The organism is Maribacter sp. X9 (assembly GCF_048537565.1).
Lineage (GTDB): Bacteria > Bacteroidota > Bacteroidia > Flavobacteriales > Flavobacteriaceae > Maribacter.
The window spans coordinates 4,035,480-4,053,917 of record NZ_CP183215.1; the positions used below are offsets into that span (position 1 = coordinate 4,035,480).

Sequence of the window (18,438 nt, forward strand, 5' to 3'; positions counted from 1 at the left end):
TGGTCATTTAGATTTAAATTCGGCTACTAAATCAAAGGATTATCCCGTCACTTCGAATGAATTTTAGGGGTACGAATAAAATTTGTATCGAGAAGCTTTACATGTTCCCACGGTTCTCGACACAACTTTTTCTTTACGCTACTCTTCAAGAAAAATTCACTCGAACTGACAATCGTTAATTTTAAATAATGTCATACCATGAAAAATCACTAAAAAAGCTCCTTGGCTATTGCCTTGATATTATCGGATTTTCCCATGGAATAATAATGCAACACGGGAACGCCCGCATCCTTCAATTCCCTGGATTGCTGAATAGCCCATTCAATACCTACCTCTCGTACACCTTTATTCGTAGCACAATCATCTACGGCATCGATTAAATCTTCCGGAATATCGATTCGAAAGACCTGTGGCAATAATTGTAAATGCCTTTTTACTGCAATAGGCTTAATACCAGGAATAATCGGAATAGTTATCCCCATTTTTTTGGCTGCCTCCACAAACTCAAAATATTTTTGATTGTTGAAAAACATTTGTGTCACCACATAATCCGCACCAGCATCTACTTTTTCTTTCAATCGTTTTAAATCCGATTGTAAAGAAGGTGCCTCTAAATGCTTCTCTGGATAACCTGCTACCCCGATACAGAACTTACCTGTATGCTCCGTTTCCACAGTTTCGTGTAAATACTTGCCACGGTTAAGGTCCTGTATCTGTTTTACCAAATCTACGGCGTATGGATGTCCACCCTCAGTAGGTTCAAAATATTTTTGTTCACTTCTGGCATCTCCACGCAAGGCCATTACATTCTGTATACCCAAATAATGGCAGTCTACCAACATGTATTCCGTTTCCTCTTTTGTGAATCCGCCGCAAATCACATGGGGTACGGTATCCACATTATATTTGTGCTGGATGGAGGCACAAATACCAACGGTTCCCGGTCGCATACGGGTGGTTTTTTTGTCTAGGAGTCCTTCCTTCTGCACATAAATGGTTTCCTCGCGAGAGGTGGTCACGTCAATAAACGGAGGTTTAAATTCCATTAAGGGATCAATGTTATCGTACAGTTCTTGAATGTTCCGTCCTTTTACAGGCGGTACAATTTCAAACGAGAACAGCGTTTCACCTTTCGCATTTTCAATATGTTCTGTAACCTTCATGGTATTAAGTTGATAGTTGTCGGTTATTGGTTTTTAACTTAAAATTTATTCAACGTTATCTGGGCGTTCCCTATCGGTCGGGCTTTCCGCTATATTTTTTCTATTTTGACCACACTTCATCCACTACAGTTCGGCGCACAAAAATAGAAAAAGATGTCGCTTCAATCCCTAACGCATTTAATCGTCCGCAATATTTGGTGCCAGCCAACGCTCCGCCTCCGCTACTTCAATTCCCTTTCTATTGGCAAAATCTTTTACTTGATCTTCTTTAATCTTACCCAAACCAAAATAACGGGCCTCAGGATTCCCGAAATAATAGCCACTGACGGAGGACGCCGGCCACATGGCCAAACTATCCGTCAGTTCAACTCCAATGGTTTCTTTGACCTTCAGCAATTCCCAAATGGTCAATTTCTCCAAATGATCGGGACAAGCGGGATATCCCGGCGCCGGACGGATTCCCTTGTAAGATTCCCGTATCAAATCTTCATTGCTCAAATCCTCGTTAGCGGCGTAACCCCAATGTTTGGTGCGGACCTCTTTGTGCAAATATTCCGCAAAGGCCTCTGCCAAACGGTCTGCCAAGGCCTTCACCAAAATGGAATTGTAATCGTCCAAATCCCTTTCGTATTGTCCCGCCAATTCTTCAGTCCCAAAACCGGTGGTCACACAAAAACATCCGATATAGTCTTGCTTGCCACTTTCCTTGGGTGCGATGAAATCGGCCAAGGCATAATCTGCCACGCCTTCCCTTTTCTGTAATTGCTGACGCAGGGTTCTAAATATGAAGGACTCCTTATCTCGCCCTTCGACTGCGCTCAGGGTGACATCTATATCATCCTCATTAATGGTATTTGCCGGAAAGAGTCCGAAAATACCTTTCGCCTTCAATTGTTTCTTGTCAATAATCTGCTTTAACATTTCTTGGGCATCGGCAAAAAGTTCGGTCGTCTGTTCTCCTACGATCTCATCGGTAAGAATATCAGGATATTTACCGTGCAATTCCCAACTTCTAAAAAAAGGTGTCCAATCGATAAAGGGAACCAAAAAATTTAAATCCAACCCTTCTATCACCTGAATACCTAACTTATTGGGCTTATAAATTTCACTGGTATCCCAATCGATTTTGAACTTATTCCTACGCGCCGCTGCAATGGACTTATAGGTTTTACTGGAAGAACGGTTTAGGAACTTTTCCCTAAACACATCATAATCTTCCTTAATTTTCTTCTTATAGGCGATTTTGGTTTCCTTTTGGAGCAAATCCCCCACCACAGTAACAGCTCTGGAGGCGTCGTTTACATGCACGACCGCTTCACTATATTGTGGGTCTATTTTCACCGCTGTATGTGCCTTGCTGGTGGTAGCACCACCAATCAATAATGGAATCTTGAAATTCTTGCGTTCCATTTCCTTGGCCAGATGTACCATTTCGTCCAAAGAAGGCGTTATCAATCCGCTAAGGCCAATGATATCCACATTATGCTCTATGGCAGCGGCAATTATTTTTTCAGGCGGTACCATAACTCCCAAATCCACGATTTCATAATTGTTACAGGCCAATACCACGCCAACAATATTCTTTCCAATATCATGAACATCACCCTTTACGGTAGCCATCAGTATTTTTCCCGCATTCTCGGAATCCCCAATTTGCGGATTTAATAACTTTTCTTCCTCAATATAGGGAAGTAAATAGGCCACCGCTTTTTTCATGACTCGGGCGGACTTCACCACTTGCGGCAAGAACATTTTTCCGCTTCCGAACAAATCGCCTACTACATTCATACCCGTCATCAAATTCCCCTCAATGACTTCAATGGGTTTGTCCGCTACTTGCCTGGCTTCTTCAACATCATCCACAATATATTGGTCGATACCTTTTACCAAGGCACGGGTAATCCTATCCTGCAAGGGCTCATCGCGCCATGACAGATCGATCTTACTTTCCTTAGTTTTCCCAACCACGGATTCTGCGAAATCCAAAAGTCGCTCCGTAGCGTCTTCCCGCCTATTTAAAATAACATCTTCTACCCGTTCCAGTAAATCCTTAGGAATATCATCATATACCTCTAGCATACTCGGGTTTACGATTCCCATATTCATACCGGCTTTTATAGCGTGATATAGAAATACCGAATGCATCGCCTCTCGTACCGGATTATTCCCCCTAAAGGAGAAAGAAACATTACTGACCCCACCACTAACACTTGCGTAAGGCAGGTTTTCGCGCACCCATTTGGTCGCCTTTATAAAATCCAAGGCGTTTAACTTATGCTCATCCATCCCCGTAGCAACGGGAAAAATATTCAAATCGAAAATGATATCCTCAGGAGCAAAACCTACTTTATCCACTAAAATATCATAGGAACGTTTGGATATCTCCAAGCGTCTTTCATAATTATCGGCCTGACCTACTTCATCAAAGGCCATAACTATGACTGCGGCACCATAACGTTTAATCAATTTGGCGTGGTGCATGAATTGTTCCTCTCCTTCTTTTAAACTGATGGAGTTGACCACGCATTTCCCTTGCACCACCTGAAGACCGGCCTCAATGATTTCCCATTTTGAACTATCGATCATAATAGGTACTCGGGAAATATCAGGTTCCGCAATGACCAGGTTTAAAAACTTGACCATCGCTTCTTTGCCATCGATCAAACCGTCATCCATATTTATATCGATAACCTGTGCCCCGTTCTCCACTTGCTCCCTCGCCACCACTAGGGCTTCTTCAAATTTCTCTTCTTTAATCAATCTAAGGAACATCTTAGAACCTGCCACATTGGTACGTTCTCCAACGTTTATGAAGTTAGTTTCAGGAGTCACCACTAACGGTTCTAGACCGCTAAGTTTTAAAAAACGTTGTTCGTTTTTTCCGCTCATATTCTTCTATCCTAATTATTGTAAAACAGACAACCGTCTAGGCTTAAAATCCTTTACCACGTTAGCAATCGCAGTAATATGCTCCGGGGTGGTTCCGCAACAGCCTCCCACAATATTCACCAATCCTTTTTCTACATATTCCTTGATCTGTTCCGCCATTTGCTCGGGAGTTTCATCATATTCCCCAAAGGCATTGGGCAAGCCAGCGTTGGGATGTGCCGATACCGCATGCTCACTTTTGGAAGCCAAAACTTCCAAATGGGGCACCAATTGACTCGCGCCCAAGGCACAGTTAAAACCGACCGATAAAATGGGAATATGGGATATGGAGATTAAAAAAGCCTCGGCCGTTTGCCCGGATAAGGTCCTTCCCGATGCATCGGTAATCGTACCGCTCACCATGATGGGCACTTCTATATCTCGTTCTTCCTTTACCTCTTCGATTGCAAACAAAGCCGCCTTTGCGTTGAGGGTGTCAAAAATGGTCTCTACCAAAAGCAGATCCGCACCCCCATCCAACAAGGCTTCTACTTGTTGTTTATAGGCAATCCGCAATTCATCAAAAGAAATGGCGCGATACCCCGGATCATTGACATCAGGGGACATGCTGGCCGTTTTGTTCGTGGGACCGATACTGCCGGCCACAAAACGGGGTTTATTGGGTTCTTTCTGGGTAAATTCATCGGCGACCATTTTAGCGATACGGGCCGACTCATAATTCAACTCATATACCAAATCCTCCATATGGTAATCTGCCATGGCAATCGTGGTACCAGAGAAGGTATTGGTCTCTACGATATCTGCACCCGCGGCAAAATATTTTCGATGTACATCTGCGATGGCTTCCGGTTGGGTGAGGGACAACAAATCGTTATTTCCCTGCAAGGGGTGTTCCCAATCCTTAAAACGTTCGCCCCTAAAATCTTCCTCGGTAAATTTATAGCGTTGTAACATGGTCCCCATGGCGCCGTCCAACACTAAAATTCGTTCTTCTAAAATTTCCTTTATATTCTTCATTTCGCCTAAAAAAGGTTTGTCGTTCTATAACGATTAACAATACACTATCAAGTAAGGATAAGGAAGGGAACGGATTCTCTCTTGGGTTATCTGTCCCAAAAAGGGATAGAATGTAGCACCTTCTTATCCAAAGCGGAAAGGGTTGCCAAGGTTTCATTGGGTCTAGTCCCTCCACCTTTCTTGATAACGATTCAATCTATTTAGGAACGAATTGCAAAGTAACGGCACAGGGGGTTCTAATCCAAACGATACCTGCCTTTTTTGGGTGCAATACTAACAGTGCAATCCATAAAAAAACCTCTGAACATATATTAAATCCAGAGGTTTCACATTTTTTAAGGCCGATGTTAGGATATACTCTGCACCACTTCCTTTTTCGCCTCTTTTTTAGATCCGTCAAATCCTTCCACACCACCTACCGTGGTATATTTCATAACGTACCGTTTTCCCGGATTGATTTGTTGATAGGCAAACTGACACATCACTGCAGCTTCATGGAAGCCCGATAAAATCAATTTCAACTTGCCTTCATACGTATTTACATCACCAATGGCATAAACACCCGGGATATTGGTCTGGTAATCCTTGGCGTTATTGACCCTAATGGCGTTTTTTTCGATTTCCAAGCCCCAATCACCAATTGGACCTAATTTTGGGGAAAGACCGAACAAGGGAATAAAATGATCTACTTCAAGATAAGTATCCTCTTTTTCTTGGTCCGTATGTTTGATGATGACCGCCTCTAAGTGTTCTTTTCCATACAATTCTTTCACCTCGGCCTTGGTCACTAATTTGATTTTACCCAATTTGGCCAACTCCGATGCTTTTTCTACCGAATCCAAAGCCCCCCTAAATTCATCCCTTCTGTGGACCAAAGTCACCTCTGATGCCACATCGGTCAAGAAAATAGCCCAATCCAAGGCAGAATCTCCACCTCCGGCAATGACCACTTTTTTATCCCGATACAACTCAGGATCTTTGATCATATAGGAAACCCCGGTGTCCTCAAAATTCACAATATTGGAAATGGGTGGCTTTCTAGGTTCAAAAGAACCCAATCCTCCTGCAATCACCACAACGGGTGCATTGTGCTGCGTACCCTTATTGGTTGTCACCACGAAAGAACCATCTTCCAATTTATCCAAGGTTTCCGCACGTTCGCCCAAGGTAAACCCAGGTTCAAAAGGCTTGATTTGTTCCATAAGATTATCGACCAAGGTACCGGCCAATATTTCAGGATAGGCAGGAATATCATAAATGGGTTTCTTAGGATAGATTTCTGAACACTGCCCCCCAGGCTGCGCCAATGCATCGATGATATGCGTTTTCAGTTTCAACAATCCCGCTTCAAATACCGTAAACAATCCGGTTGGTCCCGCTCCTATGATGAGCATATCTGTTTTAATCATACTTTTAATTTAGAATGGAGTAGTTAGTATTGAGTACTGAGTTTTCACTCGAAAATCACTTGCTTACTTCTGCTCTTTATTTATCTACAATTTTAAATTCTACTTACTTTACACGTTGTTCAATTAGACTTAGCGGTTTCGACTGCGCTCAACCCGACATTTTCATCACTTCCAAATTCCAGCTTTGCTTTTAATAATAATTCGCGATGTCTAACCACTTCTCCAATAATTATTATCGCGGGATTTGTAAGTAGTTTTTCCGAAACGATTTGCTCTATAGTTTGAATCGTTCCAATTCCTACTTTTTCGTCTTCCCGGGTGCCATTTTGAATGATGGCGATAGGCGTTTCCGATTTTCCTTCGGACTTAAACAATTCAACGATTTGAGGCAACTTTGACATTCCCATTAGAATGACCACTGTAGCACTGCTCTTGGCTGCCAGAGCCACATCTTCCGATAATTTGTGCTCTTTGGTGGTTCCGGTAATGACCCAAAAACTTTCTGCCGCGCCCCTTTTGGTCACGGGTATGTTCTGATAGGCCGGAACACTTAAACTAGATGAAATTCCCGGGACCATCCCGACTTCCAATCCATGTGCCGCGGCATACTCCATTTCTTCCGCACCACGACCAAACACGAAGGGATCTCCGCCTTTCAACCGTACTACATGTCCATGGGATTTTGCCCTACGTACAATCAATTCATTGATCTGCGCTTGCTGATACGCATAACATCCTTTGCGTTTGCCCACAAAAATACATTCCGCTTGCGGGGCGTATTCCAACAATTCTTCGTTGACCAGGGCATCGTAAAGGATGACATCGGCAGTCCTTAACACCTTTATGGCTTTAAGCGTAATCAACTCGATATCCCCAGGTCCGGCTCCCACTACGGTCAAACATGCATGACTTTGCCTTACCTCGTTTCCGATCTGTGCAAGCTGCGCTGTCATCGGTATCGTATTTGGATTGTTCCTTTTCTTCATAATCCCTATGCTTCTGCCAATTCTTGTTGCCTGAATTTTTCAACCGTTTCCAAAAACACTTTTGCATCGGCGATGTAGGAAGCGGCAAAAGCTTCGGTAGGTTCTTTTTTATTCAATTGAAGTACCAGATTTTCAAACCCTCCGGCAACGGCGATCCTACCATCTGCCACAAATTTTTCATCAAAATCCTTGATGATACTATTATGGGTATTCACCTTGGTATTTTCAGAGGTCAAAAGGGCCTTCGCCGAATTGACCATGGAAGAATAGGCATGATAAATGCTTGCCGCCCATTTTCCTGCCTCGAACATTTCTTGTGCATTCTGTATTTTCTCCTCACTCTCAAAAAGTAAAGTGGCGATCAAATCAATGACCACCCCGGCACATTCACCAACACCAATGGCTTTTTCATAACGCTCTTCATTACCCCAATCAATAAAATCATCTGGAGTTAAATCGTCTACTGAAGATAATGGGGTAAGAAAATCGTAGAAATACATTTGTCCTTTTTCCGCATAATAATCAGGGAAGGAGCGTCCGTTACCGTTAGCATCAAAATCGTCCAAGATCAATCGTAAGGCTTGAGGTCCTCTTTTACTTGGCACTTTTACCACTTTATCGGCAAATCTTCCATTTCCGTTTCCATCATTACTACCGCCCAACAAGACCTGAAGCGCAGGTGCCGTCAATTTATCCTTGGTACGAACGGACATTCCTTGAAATCCGATATTGGCCATATTATGCTGTCCACAGGCGTTCATACAACCACTTATTTTGATAACGACATCGTCATTATTAATGTAATGTGGATATTCCGCTTTGATGACACGTTCCAATTCCTCTGCGATTCCCGTGCTACTGGCAATCCCTAAATTACAGGTATCGGTTCCAGGACATGCAGTTATATCCAAGGCTTTGTTATAACCGGCCTCCGCAAAACCTAATTTCTTCAAATCATTATAAAAGAAAGGAACCGATTCTTCTTTCACGAAAGGAATCAAAATATTCTGGCGAAGCGATAAACGAAGCTCCCCGGCCGCATATTTCTGCACCAACTGGGCCAGTTGACGGGCCTTATCGGTATAAAAATCCCCCAACAACACCTTGATACCTATGGCTACAAATCCGGGTTGTTTTTGCGCGATGACGTTGGTCGATTTCCACTGCTCATACTCCGCTGTATTCGAAATTTCTGCCGTTGGAACGGTTTCGTTCGATACGTTTATTTTTGGATAGGCCTCCGCATCAATAGGAAAAGAATCAAAAGGCACTGCCGTTTTTTCTGCGGCTAAAAGTTCCTTAAATCCGTCCAAACCTAAATCTTTCAGCAAGAATTTCATACGCGCCTTGGCCCTACTTTTACGCTCGCCATACCGGTCAAAAACCCGCACCACCGTTTCCATCAATGGAATGATCTGGTCTGTTGGCAAAAAACTGTAGAGCTCATCGGCATGTCTGGGTTGGGAACCGAGACCACCACCCAACATCACTTTGAACCCACGTTCACAGTTCTGTAGTTTGGCGATAAAGCCTAAATCGTGCATATAGGAAAGTCCGGTATCCGCGTCACTTGCCGAAAAAGAAACCTTGAACTTGCGCCCCATTTCCTGACTCACCGGATTTCTTAGGAAATACTGAAACAGCGCATGGGCGTACGGAGAAACATCAAATGGTTCATCCACATCTACACCAGCAGTTTCACTTGCCGTAACATTACGCACGGTATTACCGCAGGCTTCCCGTAAGGTAACATCGTCCTTTTCCAGTTCGGCCCACAATTCTGGTGTTCTGTTCAAATCCACATAATGGATCTGGATATCTTGACGGGTGGTAATATGCAGACGCCCGGTAGAATATTCATCGGATACATCGCAAATACGTAACAACTGTTTTGAAGTCACCTTGCCGTAAGGCAATTTGATACGGATCATTTGCACCCCTTCCTGACGTTGACCGTAAACACCACGGGCCAAACGAAGACTCCTGAACTTTTCCTCATCCAATTTTCCTCCTTGAAATTCATGGATCTTTCGTTCCAATTCCAGGATATCCTTTTCAACTATTGGGTTCTCTATTTCTGTTCTAAAACTCTGCATTTCTTTTTGGTATTACGCACTTTATAATTAGCACAAATTAAATCGCTATAAATCCTATGGATTTTATAGACTATAGTGATGCGGGACTTTCAGGTTCATTTTTAAATCCCTCTTTTTTTAACTTATAAACCCTGCACCAACAGTACTGTTGGATTTTGTATCGATTAAAATAAACGAACCGTTAGTTCTGTGGTTCTTGAACTGATCATAAAAGATTGGCTTATTCAAACGAAAGCTTACCTGCGCGATATCGTTCATCCCTAAAGAATCCGTTTCGGAATCTATACCTGAATAATCGGGAGCAATTTTATGATGTACCTGTTCCACTTTCGCCAATACCTTATTTACGCCATGCTGTACAATATATTTGTTGCCAGCGGCCAATGGCAAAGTATCCATCCAAGAAATGGTAGCAGTAAATTGCTTATCGATGGTAGGCAAATCTCCAACTTTCACTAACATATCACCACGACTTAGATTGATTTCGTCTTCTAAAGTGATAGTTACCGATGAACGTCTGGAGGCCGTCTTGTACTTCTTATCGTAAAAATATATATCCTTTATTTTGGATCGTGTCTGAGATGGAAGTGCCACGACTTCATCCCCTACACTCAATTCACCACCATACACTTTACCGGCAAATCCCCTAAAATCATGATGCTCATCCGTTTTTGGACGAATTACGTATTGTACCGGGAAACGTGGTGTACCCACATTGAAAATATCCTTTCTATCCAAGACCTCAAAATGCTCTAATAAGGATTGACCTTTGTACCAAGACATCTTATCGGACTTGTTCACAACGTTATCGCCTTTCAACGCACTCACCGGAATAAAGGTTATTTTTTGGTCTTGATAATCGCGCTTGGCCATTAACTGCTCAAAATCGGCCTTTATGGAATTATAGGTTTCCTCGGAATAATCCACCAAATCCATCTTATTGATGGCCACCACCACATCTTTGATCCGTAATAAGTTATTGATGAAAAAGTGACGGTTGGTTTGTTCGATGACCCCTTTACGAGCATCGATTAAAATGATGGCCGCTTGGGAAGTGGATGCCCCGGTAACCATGTTACGGGTATATTCCACATGCCCTGGGGTATCAGCAATAATGTAGCTCTTCTTTGCCGTGGAAAAATAGATATGGGCCACGTCAATGGTAATGCCCTGCTCTCTTTCGGCCACCAGCCCATCGGTAGCCAAAGAGAAATCCAAATAATCATATCCTTTTTGCTTGCTGGTCTTTTCAATGGCCTCCAATTTATCAGAGGTCAAAGATTTCGTATCGTACAGAATCCTACCGATCAAGGTACTCTTTCCGTCATCTACACTACCCGCTGTTGCTATTTTTAGTACTTCCATTTTTATGCTGTTAGCCTTTTGCTTTTCGCTATTGGCTTTTGTTATAAATTTTGATAAGGCCGATAGCTAACGGCTAACGGCAGAATTTTCAAATGAAAATTCTAAAAATATCCCTGTTGTTTTCTTTTTTCCATCGCAGCTTCAGAGCGTTTATCGTCGATACGGGCACCACGTTCCGAAATCGAGGAATCCCTGATTTCTTCCACGACCTTATCGATACTTACCGCATCCGATAGTACGGCCGCCGTGCAGGACATATCGCCTACGGTACGGAAACGCACCAACCGCTCTTCTACCAATTCATCTTCTTCCCTAAAAACGATATCGTCCTCTGCGGACCATATCATGCCATCACGCAAAAAGGTTTTTCGTTTATGGGCGAAGTAGATGGACGGAATTTCAATATTATCCTCTTTAATGTAAGACCACACGTCCAATTCTGTCCAGTTGGAAATTGGGAACACACGTACGTTCTGGCCCAACTCTATTTGTCCGTTCAACATATCGAACAATTCCGGACGCTGATTACGCTCATCCCATTGGCCAAAATCGTCACGTACCGAAAAGATACGCTCCTTGGCGCGGGCTTTCTCCTCATCCCTTCGGGCGCCACCGATACAAGCATCGAACTTAAATTCTTCAATGGCATCCAACAATGTGGTTGTCTGCAGACTATTTCTACTGGAATACCTACCGGACTCCTCCTTTACCTTTCCTTGGTCAATTGAATCCTGAACGTTTCTTACAATAAGCTCCAGTCCTAATTCTTCTACCAATTTATCCCTAAAAGCAATTGTTTCAGGGAAATTATGGCCTGTATCAATATGCATCAACGGAAAAGGAATCTTTGCCGGCCAAAAGGCTTTTTGCGCCAAACGCACCAAGGTAATGGAATCCTTACCCCCTGAGAATAGCAAAACCGGCCTTTCAAACTGAGCAGCTACTTCCCTAATAATATAAATGGCCTCATTTTCAAGTGCATTTATATGGGACGTATCCTTTAAAAGTTTTTGGGACGGTGTTACTTCCAATTCCGTGCTTGTATTACTCATTATGCTTTTTTAGATAAATTATCTTTATTCTTTTCTACGACCTTCGATCAACTATGTAATCCACACTCTCTATTCGCCAACACCTTAGTCGGGTCAAAATAATTATGTTCGTTAGGTAGCTTATATTTTTTTAAATAGGAATCCAACTGGGTATCGTTCCAATGATAGAACGGACTCACCTTTAAAACGCCGTCCTTGCTCAAACTTAAAATATCCAGACTATCGCGTAGCGCCGTCTGTCCTTTTCTCAGGTTCGTAAACCAAACATCAGGTTTGAATTCTGCCATGGCCCTTTTAAAGGGTTCCAATTTCACTTGTTCGGTAAATTCTGCGTGCCTTGGGTCGTCTATTTGAGGGATTCCCATCACCGCATCACGGTGTGCCGTGGTCTGTTTAGGAACGTATAGTTTGATGTTCAAATCCAACTTGGCGATCAATTCCTCAGCATGTTTATAGGTCTTGGGGGTATTATACCCAGTATCGCACCAAATTACTGGAATATCATTTTTTACCTCAGACACCGCATGTAAAATTGCGACTTCATAGGGTCTGAAATTAGTTGTGACCACCGGTATTTTACCATGCTTTACGGCCCAGGATATGATTTCCTCTGGCGGAATGCCTTTGAACTGTACGTTCAACTTTTCTATTTGCTCCTGTGTGAATGCCATCTTTTATTTTTATTTACCCCAATTAATCTTGTTCCAAATACGTTCGTGAAAAAAGTATAGCAGCATTTTTGTAAAAAGTTCGACAACCCCAATCGATAATGCAAGTTTTACCTGACCGGTAACAACCCATGAAATCAAAATGGTGTCCAACGTGCCAATAATTCTCCAACTGATGGATTTAACGATGCTGCGCATTGGTTTTTCAGATGTTTTATCCGCCTTATAGTCCGTTTTGGCGGACTTTTTATTTAAAATAAGTTGATCTGCAATCATCTTTCACTGTGATTTTTATTACCCTACTAATCTAATAGAGTTTTCAAAAGTAAAATATATTTTTAAAGTACACCTAGTAAAATCCTAAAAAAGTTTAATTACCCTATATATTTAGTAGATTATTAACAAAGGAGCGTGAAAAATCGATTTTTCGCAGTGAAAAAAATACTCGGAGGAATGTATTGAAAATTTAAACTACCGAGAGATAATATCTTTCAACGTATTGTTTCGGTAGACTTCCAAAGCACTATCTCGTACTTGAAGCATTAATTTGTGAACGGAACACGTTTTTTCATCGGGACAGTCATCACAGGTTTCATAGAAGTTAAGGCTTACACAGGGCACCATGGCAATTGGACCTTCAAGTACGCGCATAACATCGGTCATCGAAATTTCTTCGGGTGACCTTAGCAAATAATAGCCCCCGCCCTTTCCCTTTTTTGAACCTAAAAAACCTGTTTTTCGAAGACTCAATAAAATACTTTCCAAGAATTTTTGGGATATGTTCTCTTTTTCAGCTATTTCTGATATCTGAACAGGTTTCTTATCTTTTTGCGAGGCTAAATAGGCTAGCGCCTTTAAGCCATATTTTGTCTTTTTGGAGAGCATAACGCTAAGATAGCCAAATATAAAATTATGATGAATATACTTTAGGCTACAATTCTATCGTTATTTAGACTCAACCTTTAAAAACTATTCATGAAAAAGTATTTTTTATTAGCTTTTGTAACCGTATGTACCCTAGTATCCACATCATGCTCGAAAGACGAAGATGGGGTATCGGGAGCAAGTGAAGCATCAATTATAGGAACTTGGAACTTAACCGCATTAGAAGCCACCGATGGTAAATCAAATACCAATTTTGATGGCACATCCATTCCTGCCACCTTCAATGCCGTTGGAAAAGATTTTGATACCGTTGTCACGTTTTCAGAAGAACCACAAATAGTAACCAGCAAAGGTTCTTACACCACTGTGAGTACTACTACCATAATGGGCGAAACCCAAACAGAAGAAGAGCAAGGCGAAGATTTTTTTGAATCCGATGCATGGAGATTAGAGGGTAGCACCTTATTTTTTGGTTCAGGAGAAGAAGAAATAGGATTTACGATTACTGAACTTACCGATTCAAAAATGTCACTTAAATATAAATTGAATGAAACCGTTGAAGCTTTTGGAGCAACCTCAACTGTAAGTGCTACGTACAATATGACATTGACAAAATAGATACTTAAATACTAACCATAAAAAAGCCCGGAATATTCCGGGCTTTTTTATGGTGTAAAATAAGATTATCACAATCCCTCTTCATTATCGACAAGATGCCCAAAACCAACAGACATACGCGCCATACCATCTGAAATAACCACAATTGCACGTTCTTCAACACTTAGTGTACTGTGCATTGTTGACACAGGATGCGTAACGATGGTTATCGAATCACCCACATTGTAAGAAAAAGATAAAACTTAAGCTAATTTAAATGACGCACCAAAGGCATTTCATAATGAGAATTCTTTTGCTACTAACCACGCTCATTCTAGTTAAAAAATAGGTAATAGTAGCAGATGAAGGTTTTTTTTATTGTGAATATACCAAACCTTCCGTATGACTTAAAGCAACCTGCTTTACTTCGCCAGCCCCTTCAAAGTGTATAGAAAGACCTATAATCCGTTTCGCTACATCAGGCACTGGCATTGTATAAGCAACTTCATCATTTACCCAGATTTTAAAAGTCCCATTTTTGGAACTGCATCGTAAAGAGACAAACTCCGTAAAATCGGTACCAAGCCCTGAAAGGTCAGTGTTTTTGCCACTGATATAGCTACCAAAAGCCATAAGGTCTAAATTGGCAGCGCAGCCTTTTTTAGCCAAAGGGATACCGATAGCACCCCCATCGTATAGTACGAACAATTTCACCCATTGGCAACCAGTCTGTCCGTTTTCAAAAGTGTTTCTTAACTGCAGGGATAGTTGAAAATCTTCAGTGTAGAGTTCGCCAAAATCCTGTACCAAATAAAGGCTCCCCTCCACCTCGCTTATACGCGGATCCAAGTTGTAGCCGGCGACGGTTTCCGCAGTTATGGCTAAATGATCACCTGTCTTTATACTCTTCATATCCAAATAAATGGGTATGGAGTCGTGCTCAAGCATACCCAACCAATCGTCCGTTTCAATGAACACGTCCTCTTCTTTTACAATGGCGTCATCTACCACCAACTTGGATTTAAAAAAACCAGGATGATAATATATACTGGTGGCCACGCTATCCTTTTGGTTTATGGTCATCCGTTTGCTGTTGTCCCAATCCTGTTGAATTTCGATTTTTGCATCGGCCCCAGCGGAACTAGCGTCATACTTAAACACCACGGAATTGGGCAAATCATGGGTCAAAATTTGGCTTTTAAAAGTAAAGTCGTTCGCATCCAATGGTTTTAGCTTTTCCTTTATGGTTACGGAAGGCCAGTAGAAGGCCAAAATCATTAAGAACACCAACAAACAACCAATGACTATGGGAATGCTCATCTTTTTACTTGCCTTTAGTAAGGTTCGGGGTGCGTTAAACGACTTTTCGCTACTTTCAAAATCCCTCCAATTTTCATAGCCAATAAATTGAGATAAAATATCCAAGGTAGCGGAACTCGGGTTGGCAATGCGTTCCGCCCTTCCCCAAATACGTTTAAGAGTGGTAACGCTCAACCGTTTTTTGGTATCCGTGAGAATACGTTCACTCAATTCCTCAAAATCCTTATTGCTCCAATTCTGTCCGCTGCCCCAGCCCATTCGGCACTCTATCTGCGCTACCAAATGTTGGATCATATTTAATTTAGTTTTCTCCATAAATCTATAATAGGGCTTTCACCACAACCCCTTTTGAACAGGATTAAATAAGATTGAACAACTTGAACAAGGGCAAAAAATAATACGGCGACTAGCTTTACCTAACCAAATGTAAAGTTTAATCATAAATAGAACAAAAATGAACATCACATCAAAAACGAACTACTCCATTTTATCAGTACTACTACTTTGCACCTTTTTATCTTTTGGGCAGCGAGGCAAAAATGCAGCTCCAATTCACAAAGCTTTTACAGAAAAGTACTGGGCAGCGGTAACCAAGAACGTAGCGTTCGACCAATATAAATCTACCGACGCTGTTAGAAGTACGAATGACCAAGCTTTTGTGGTAATGCTAAAAGATTTTGACTTTACCAACGGTATCATCGAGTTTGACGTAGAACTAAAGGGGAAAGGATTTCCAGGCATCAATTTTAGAGCTAGCAAAGACACCCTTAATTCTGAGATTTTCTACCTACGCCATTTCGGAAAGCCAAACCCTATGCTCCGCACCACCATGCAATACGCCGCGGTCATGGACGGAGTCAATCTCTGGGACGTCACGGATGATTACCAAGCAGCATCCACTCTTTATGAGGGAAAATGGAACCATATTAAATTGGTCGTCATGGGCAAACGGTTAACCGTTTTCGTGAACGATATGGACCAGCCAGCCTTAATCGTTCCTGCTATGGAAGGCATCACCGGTTCAGGTAGCATTGGACTTTCGGGAAATGTCGTCTACGCGAATTTTAAAATTACACCGATCGAAACAGAGGCCCTACCCGATTTTGCAGCTTACGACCCAACTTTTGCCGACCCTTATTATTTGCGTAATTGGCAGGTGACCCAACCGATAGATTTTCCCTTTGGAAAGGATATTATGGACGGTATTTCGGTAAGTCCCGGGGTGAAAATAAACTCTATTTATTTAGATAGTACTACCACTTGGACCCCAATTTCAGCCGGGCGCAGGGCGTTGGTCAACTTGACCAAAGAATTTGGAGGAACCAAAAACGGTAACAGACGTCTCACATGGCTTAAAACCACCGTCAAATCTGAAAAAGAGCAGAAAAAACTTTTGAAATTAGGCTTTAGTGATGAAGTTTGGGTATTCATCAACGATCAGCCACTTTATCAGGATAAAAACTATTACGGTTCCCCGGGAATGAAATATCCAGTAGGTAGAGCTACCTTGGACAACGCTTCCTTTGAAGTTCCGTTACAGGAAGGGGAAAATGAAATACTTATCGGGCTAACGAATTATTTCTATGGATGGGGAATTATCGCCCGTTTTGATGATGCCGAGGGTATTCAATTCAATTGATATCGACGAGGCTGTTTGATGGAATATTTCAGAGAATTGTCAAACAGCCTTTATTTCAATCCCGATAAAAAACATAGGAAGTAATGGTCATTTTTCAAGGTTTCCTGATACAAGAAATATCAGCTTTCCAACGCCTGCTCGATATCGGCAATGACATCATCTATATGCTCCAAACCTACAGATATCCTGACCATACCATCCGATATCCCGACCGCAGCACGCTCTTCAACACTCAATTTGCTATGCGTAGTGGATGCTGGATGCGTCACAATGGTTCTGGAATCCCCTAAATTGGCAGAAAGGGACAATAATTTGATGGAATCGAAAAACGTCCTCCCTGCATTTAAGCCTCCCTTTACTTCGAACGCTACTACACAACCACCGGCTTTCATCTGTTTTTTGGCGACCTCATACATAGGGTGGGACCTTAAGAATGGATATTTAACCCAATTGATTTTCTCGTTTCCTTCCAAGTATTCTGCCAACTTCAAGGCATTTTCGCAATGCCTGTCTACTCGTACTGCCAAGGTTTCCAAACTTTTGGACAAAACCCAAGCGTTGAACGGGGATAAGGCTGGACCGGTTATTCTGGAGAAGCGGTATACTTTATCCATCAACTCCGCATTTCCTACGGTTATCCCGGCCAATACCCTTCCTTGACCGTCCATTAACTTGGTGCCGGAATGGATGACCAGATCGGCACCAAATTTTATCGGTTGTTGTAAATAGGGCGATGCAAAACAATTATCGATGACCAAAATCAGATTATTTCGTTTGGCGATTTTTCCCAGGGCTTCCAAATCCAACACATCCACTCCCGGGTTGGTAGGCGTTTCCGCATAAATGATTTTCGTCTTCGGTGTGATGAGACTTTCTAGGGTGTCCAGTTCATCAATCTTGAAATAGGTATGGTCAATATTCCATTTCGGAAAGAAATTGGTAAACAAGGAATGGGTGGAACCGAAGATACTCCTGGCGGACAACACATGGTCCCCACTATCCAACAAAGCGGCCAACGTGGAGAATACCGCTGCCATTCCCGATGCAAAGGCGAAACCGTTTTCCGCCCCTTCCATCTGGCATACCTTCTCGATAAACTCCGATGAATTGGGATTGGAATACCTGGAATAAATATTTCGCTCCTTTTCCTCCGCAAACGAAGCCCGCATATCCTCGGCATCCTCAAATACAAAACTAGAGGTCAAATACAGGGGAACGGAATGCTCCAAATTCTCGGTACGTTTTAACTGGGTACGTATGGCGTTGGTTTCAAATTTGTTGTTCTTCTCTTTCATGTTCACTTTTTTTAATAGACCGCTTTCGTTGATAGCAATTAGACCTTAGATAATGGA

At 42.1% G+C, this 18,438-nt stretch carries 15 protein-coding genes, 1 pseudogene and 1 riboswitch; of the genes and pseudogenes, 2 read left to right on the forward strand and 14 right to left on the reverse strand.

Annotated features, from left to right (window positions below; translation table 11 throughout):
- Positions 1-209 precede the first annotated feature (209 nt).
- The 11 genes from metF to ACNR9Q_RS17290 all read right to left on the reverse strand — a co-directional run bounded on the left by metF (position 210) and on the right by ACNR9Q_RS17290 (position 13,530).
- On the reverse strand, positions 210-1,163 hold the full coding sequence (metF, locus tag ACNR9Q_RS17240) for a methylenetetrahydrofolate reductase [NAD(P)H] (RefSeq protein ID WP_419212462.1): 954 nt from the start codon (positions 1,161-1,163) through the stop codon (positions 210-212).
- A gap of 177 nt (positions 1,164-1,340) precedes the next feature.
- Positions 1,341-4,052, reverse strand: coding sequence for a methionine synthase (metH, locus tag ACNR9Q_RS17245; RefSeq protein WP_419212463.1), 2,712 nt, complete (start codon positions 4,050-4,052; stop codon positions 1,341-1,343).
- A gap of 15 nt (positions 4,053-4,067) precedes the next feature.
- A complete protein-coding gene (locus ACNR9Q_RS17250; protein ID WP_419212464.1) occupies positions 4,068-5,069 on the reverse strand; it encodes a homocysteine S-methyltransferase family protein in 1,002 nt (333 codons plus the stop codon).
- Positions 5,070-5,152: 83 nt separating this feature from the next.
- Positions 5,153-5,259: riboswitch (SAM riboswitch) on the reverse strand.
- Between the two features lie 157 nt (positions 5,260-5,416).
- Positions 5,417-6,478, reverse strand: coding sequence for an NAD(P)/FAD-dependent oxidoreductase (locus ACNR9Q_RS17255; RefSeq protein ID WP_419212465.1), 1,062 nt, complete (start codon positions 6,476-6,478; stop codon positions 5,417-5,419).
- Between the two features lie 119 nt (positions 6,479-6,597).
- Positions 6,598-7,431: a uroporphyrinogen-III C-methyltransferase gene (gene cobA, locus ACNR9Q_RS17260; RefSeq protein ID WP_419214300.1), complete on the reverse strand. Its 834-nt coding sequence runs from the start codon at positions 7,429-7,431 to the stop codon at positions 6,598-6,600.
- Between the two features lie 38 nt (positions 7,432-7,469).
- Positions 7,470-9,560 carry a HEPN domain-containing protein gene (locus tag ACNR9Q_RS17265; RefSeq protein WP_419212466.1) on the reverse strand — a complete coding sequence of 697 codons (2,091 nt, stop codon included), beginning with the start codon at positions 9,558-9,560 and terminating at the stop codon, positions 7,470-7,472.
- A 117-nt stretch (positions 9,561-9,677) separates the two neighbouring features.
- The gene (locus tag ACNR9Q_RS17270) at positions 9,678-10,925 is read right to left on the reverse strand and encodes a sulfate adenylyltransferase subunit 1 (RefSeq protein ID WP_419212467.1); all 1,248 of its coding nucleotides are present in this window, start codon (positions 10,923-10,925) and stop codon (positions 9,678-9,680) included.
- A gap of 101 nt (positions 10,926-11,026) precedes the next feature.
- A complete protein-coding gene (cysD, locus tag ACNR9Q_RS17275) occupies positions 11,027-11,977 on the reverse strand; it encodes a sulfate adenylyltransferase subunit CysD (protein WP_419212468.1) in 951 nt (316 codons plus the stop codon).
- Positions 11,978-12,024: 47 nt separating this feature from the next.
- Positions 12,025-12,648, reverse strand: coding sequence for a phosphoadenosine phosphosulfate reductase family protein (locus ACNR9Q_RS17280; protein WP_419212469.1), 624 nt, complete (start codon positions 12,646-12,648; stop codon positions 12,025-12,027).
- A gap of 9 nt (positions 12,649-12,657) precedes the next feature.
- Complete coding sequence (locus ACNR9Q_RS17285) at positions 12,658-12,921, reverse strand: DUF2061 domain-containing protein (protein WP_419212470.1); 264 nt, start codon at positions 12,919-12,921, stop codon at positions 12,658-12,660.
- Between the two features lie 195 nt (positions 12,922-13,116).
- A complete protein-coding gene (locus ACNR9Q_RS17290; protein WP_419212471.1) occupies positions 13,117-13,530 on the reverse strand; it encodes an RrF2 family transcriptional regulator in 414 nt (137 codons plus the stop codon).
- A gap of 90 nt (positions 13,531-13,620) precedes the next feature.
- Here ACNR9Q_RS17290 and ACNR9Q_RS17295 point away from each other — a divergent pair, with 90 nt between their 5' ends.
- On the forward strand, positions 13,621-14,148 hold the full coding sequence (locus ACNR9Q_RS17295) for a hypothetical protein (protein ID WP_419212472.1): 528 nt from the start codon (positions 13,621-13,623) through the stop codon (positions 14,146-14,148).
- A 68-nt stretch (positions 14,149-14,216) separates the two neighbouring features.
- Here ACNR9Q_RS17295 and ACNR9Q_RS17300 read toward each other — a convergent pair.
- Both ACNR9Q_RS17300 and ACNR9Q_RS17305 read right to left on the reverse strand, forming a co-directional pair.
- A pseudogene (locus tag ACNR9Q_RS17300) lies at positions 14,217-14,375 on the reverse strand (O-succinylhomoserine sulfhydrylase); the annotation flags it as partial.
- A 127-nt stretch (positions 14,376-14,502) separates the two neighbouring features.
- Entirely contained in the window at positions 14,503-15,762 is a 1,260-nt protein-coding gene (locus tag ACNR9Q_RS17305; RefSeq protein WP_419212473.1) for a hypothetical protein, read from the reverse strand.
- A gap of 139 nt (positions 15,763-15,901) precedes the next feature.
- Here ACNR9Q_RS17305 and ACNR9Q_RS17310 point away from each other — a divergent pair, with 139 nt between their 5' ends.
- Complete coding sequence (locus ACNR9Q_RS17310; RefSeq protein ID WP_419212474.1) at positions 15,902-17,086, forward strand: hypothetical protein; 1,185 nt, start codon at positions 15,902-15,904, stop codon at positions 17,084-17,086.
- Between the two features lie 119 nt (positions 17,087-17,205).
- Here the strand turns inward: ACNR9Q_RS17310 and ACNR9Q_RS17315 are convergent, their stop codons facing one another.
- Positions 17,206-18,381 (reverse strand): trans-sulfuration enzyme family protein, encoded by a 1,176-nt coding sequence (locus ACNR9Q_RS17315; protein ID WP_419212475.1) that lies wholly within the window; start codon positions 18,379-18,381, stop codon positions 17,206-17,208.
- Between the last annotated feature and the right edge of the window lie 57 nt (positions 18,382-18,438).

Bases quoted from the DNA above. Each gene is read 5' to 3' on its own strand.
- ACNR9Q_RS17255 (WP_419212465.1), bottom strand. From the start codon at position 6,478: ATGATTAAAACAGATATGCTCATCATAGGAGCGGGACCAACCGGATTG.
- ACNR9Q_RS17285 (WP_419212470.1), bottom strand. From the start codon at position 12,921: ATGATTGCAGATCAACTTATTTTAAATAAAAAGTCCGCCAAAACGGAC.
- ACNR9Q_RS17315 (WP_419212475.1), bottom strand. From the start codon at position 18,381: ATGAAAGAGAAGAACAACAAATTTGAAACCAACGCCATACGTACCCAG.
- ACNR9Q_RS17305 (WP_419212473.1), bottom strand. From the start codon at position 15,762: ATGGAGAAAACTAAATTAAATATGATCCAACATTTGGTAGCGCAGATA.
- ACNR9Q_RS17290 (WP_419212471.1), bottom strand. From the start codon at position 13,530: ATGCTCTCCAAAAAGACAAAATATGGCTTAAAGGCGCTAGCCTATTTA.
- cobA (WP_419214300.1), bottom strand. From the start codon at position 7,431: ATGACAGCGCAGCTTGCACAGATCGGAAACGAGGTAAGGCAAAGTCAT.
- metH (WP_419212463.1), bottom strand. From the start codon at position 4,052: ATGAGCGGAAAAAACGAACAACGTTTTTTAAAACTTAGCGGTCTAGAA.
- ACNR9Q_RS17265 (WP_419212466.1), bottom strand. From the start codon at position 9,560: ATGCAGAGTTTTAGAACAGAAATAGAGAACCCAATAGTTGAAAAGGAT.
- ACNR9Q_RS17295 (WP_419212472.1), top strand. From the start codon at position 13,621: ATGAAAAAGTATTTTTTATTAGCTTTTGTAACCGTATGTACCCTAGTA.
- ACNR9Q_RS17310 (WP_419212474.1), top strand. From the start codon at position 15,902: ATGAACATCACATCAAAAACGAACTACTCCATTTTATCAGTACTACTA.
- ACNR9Q_RS17250 (WP_419212464.1), bottom strand. From the start codon at position 5,069: ATGAAGAATATAAAGGAAATTTTAGAAGAACGAATTTTAGTGTTGGAC.
- metF (WP_419212462.1), bottom strand. From the start codon at position 1,163: ATGAAGGTTACAGAACATATTGAAAATGCGAAAGGTGAAACGCTGTTC.
- cysD (WP_419212468.1), bottom strand. From the start codon at position 11,977: ATGAGTAATACAAGCACGGAATTGGAAGTAACACCGTCCCAAAAACTT.
- ACNR9Q_RS17270 (WP_419212467.1), bottom strand. From the start codon at position 10,925: ATGGAAGTACTAAAAATAGCAACAGCGGGTAGTGTAGATGACGGAAAG.
- ACNR9Q_RS17280 (WP_419212469.1), bottom strand. From the start codon at position 12,648: ATGGCATTCACACAGGAGCAAATAGAAAAGTTGAACGTACAGTTCAAA.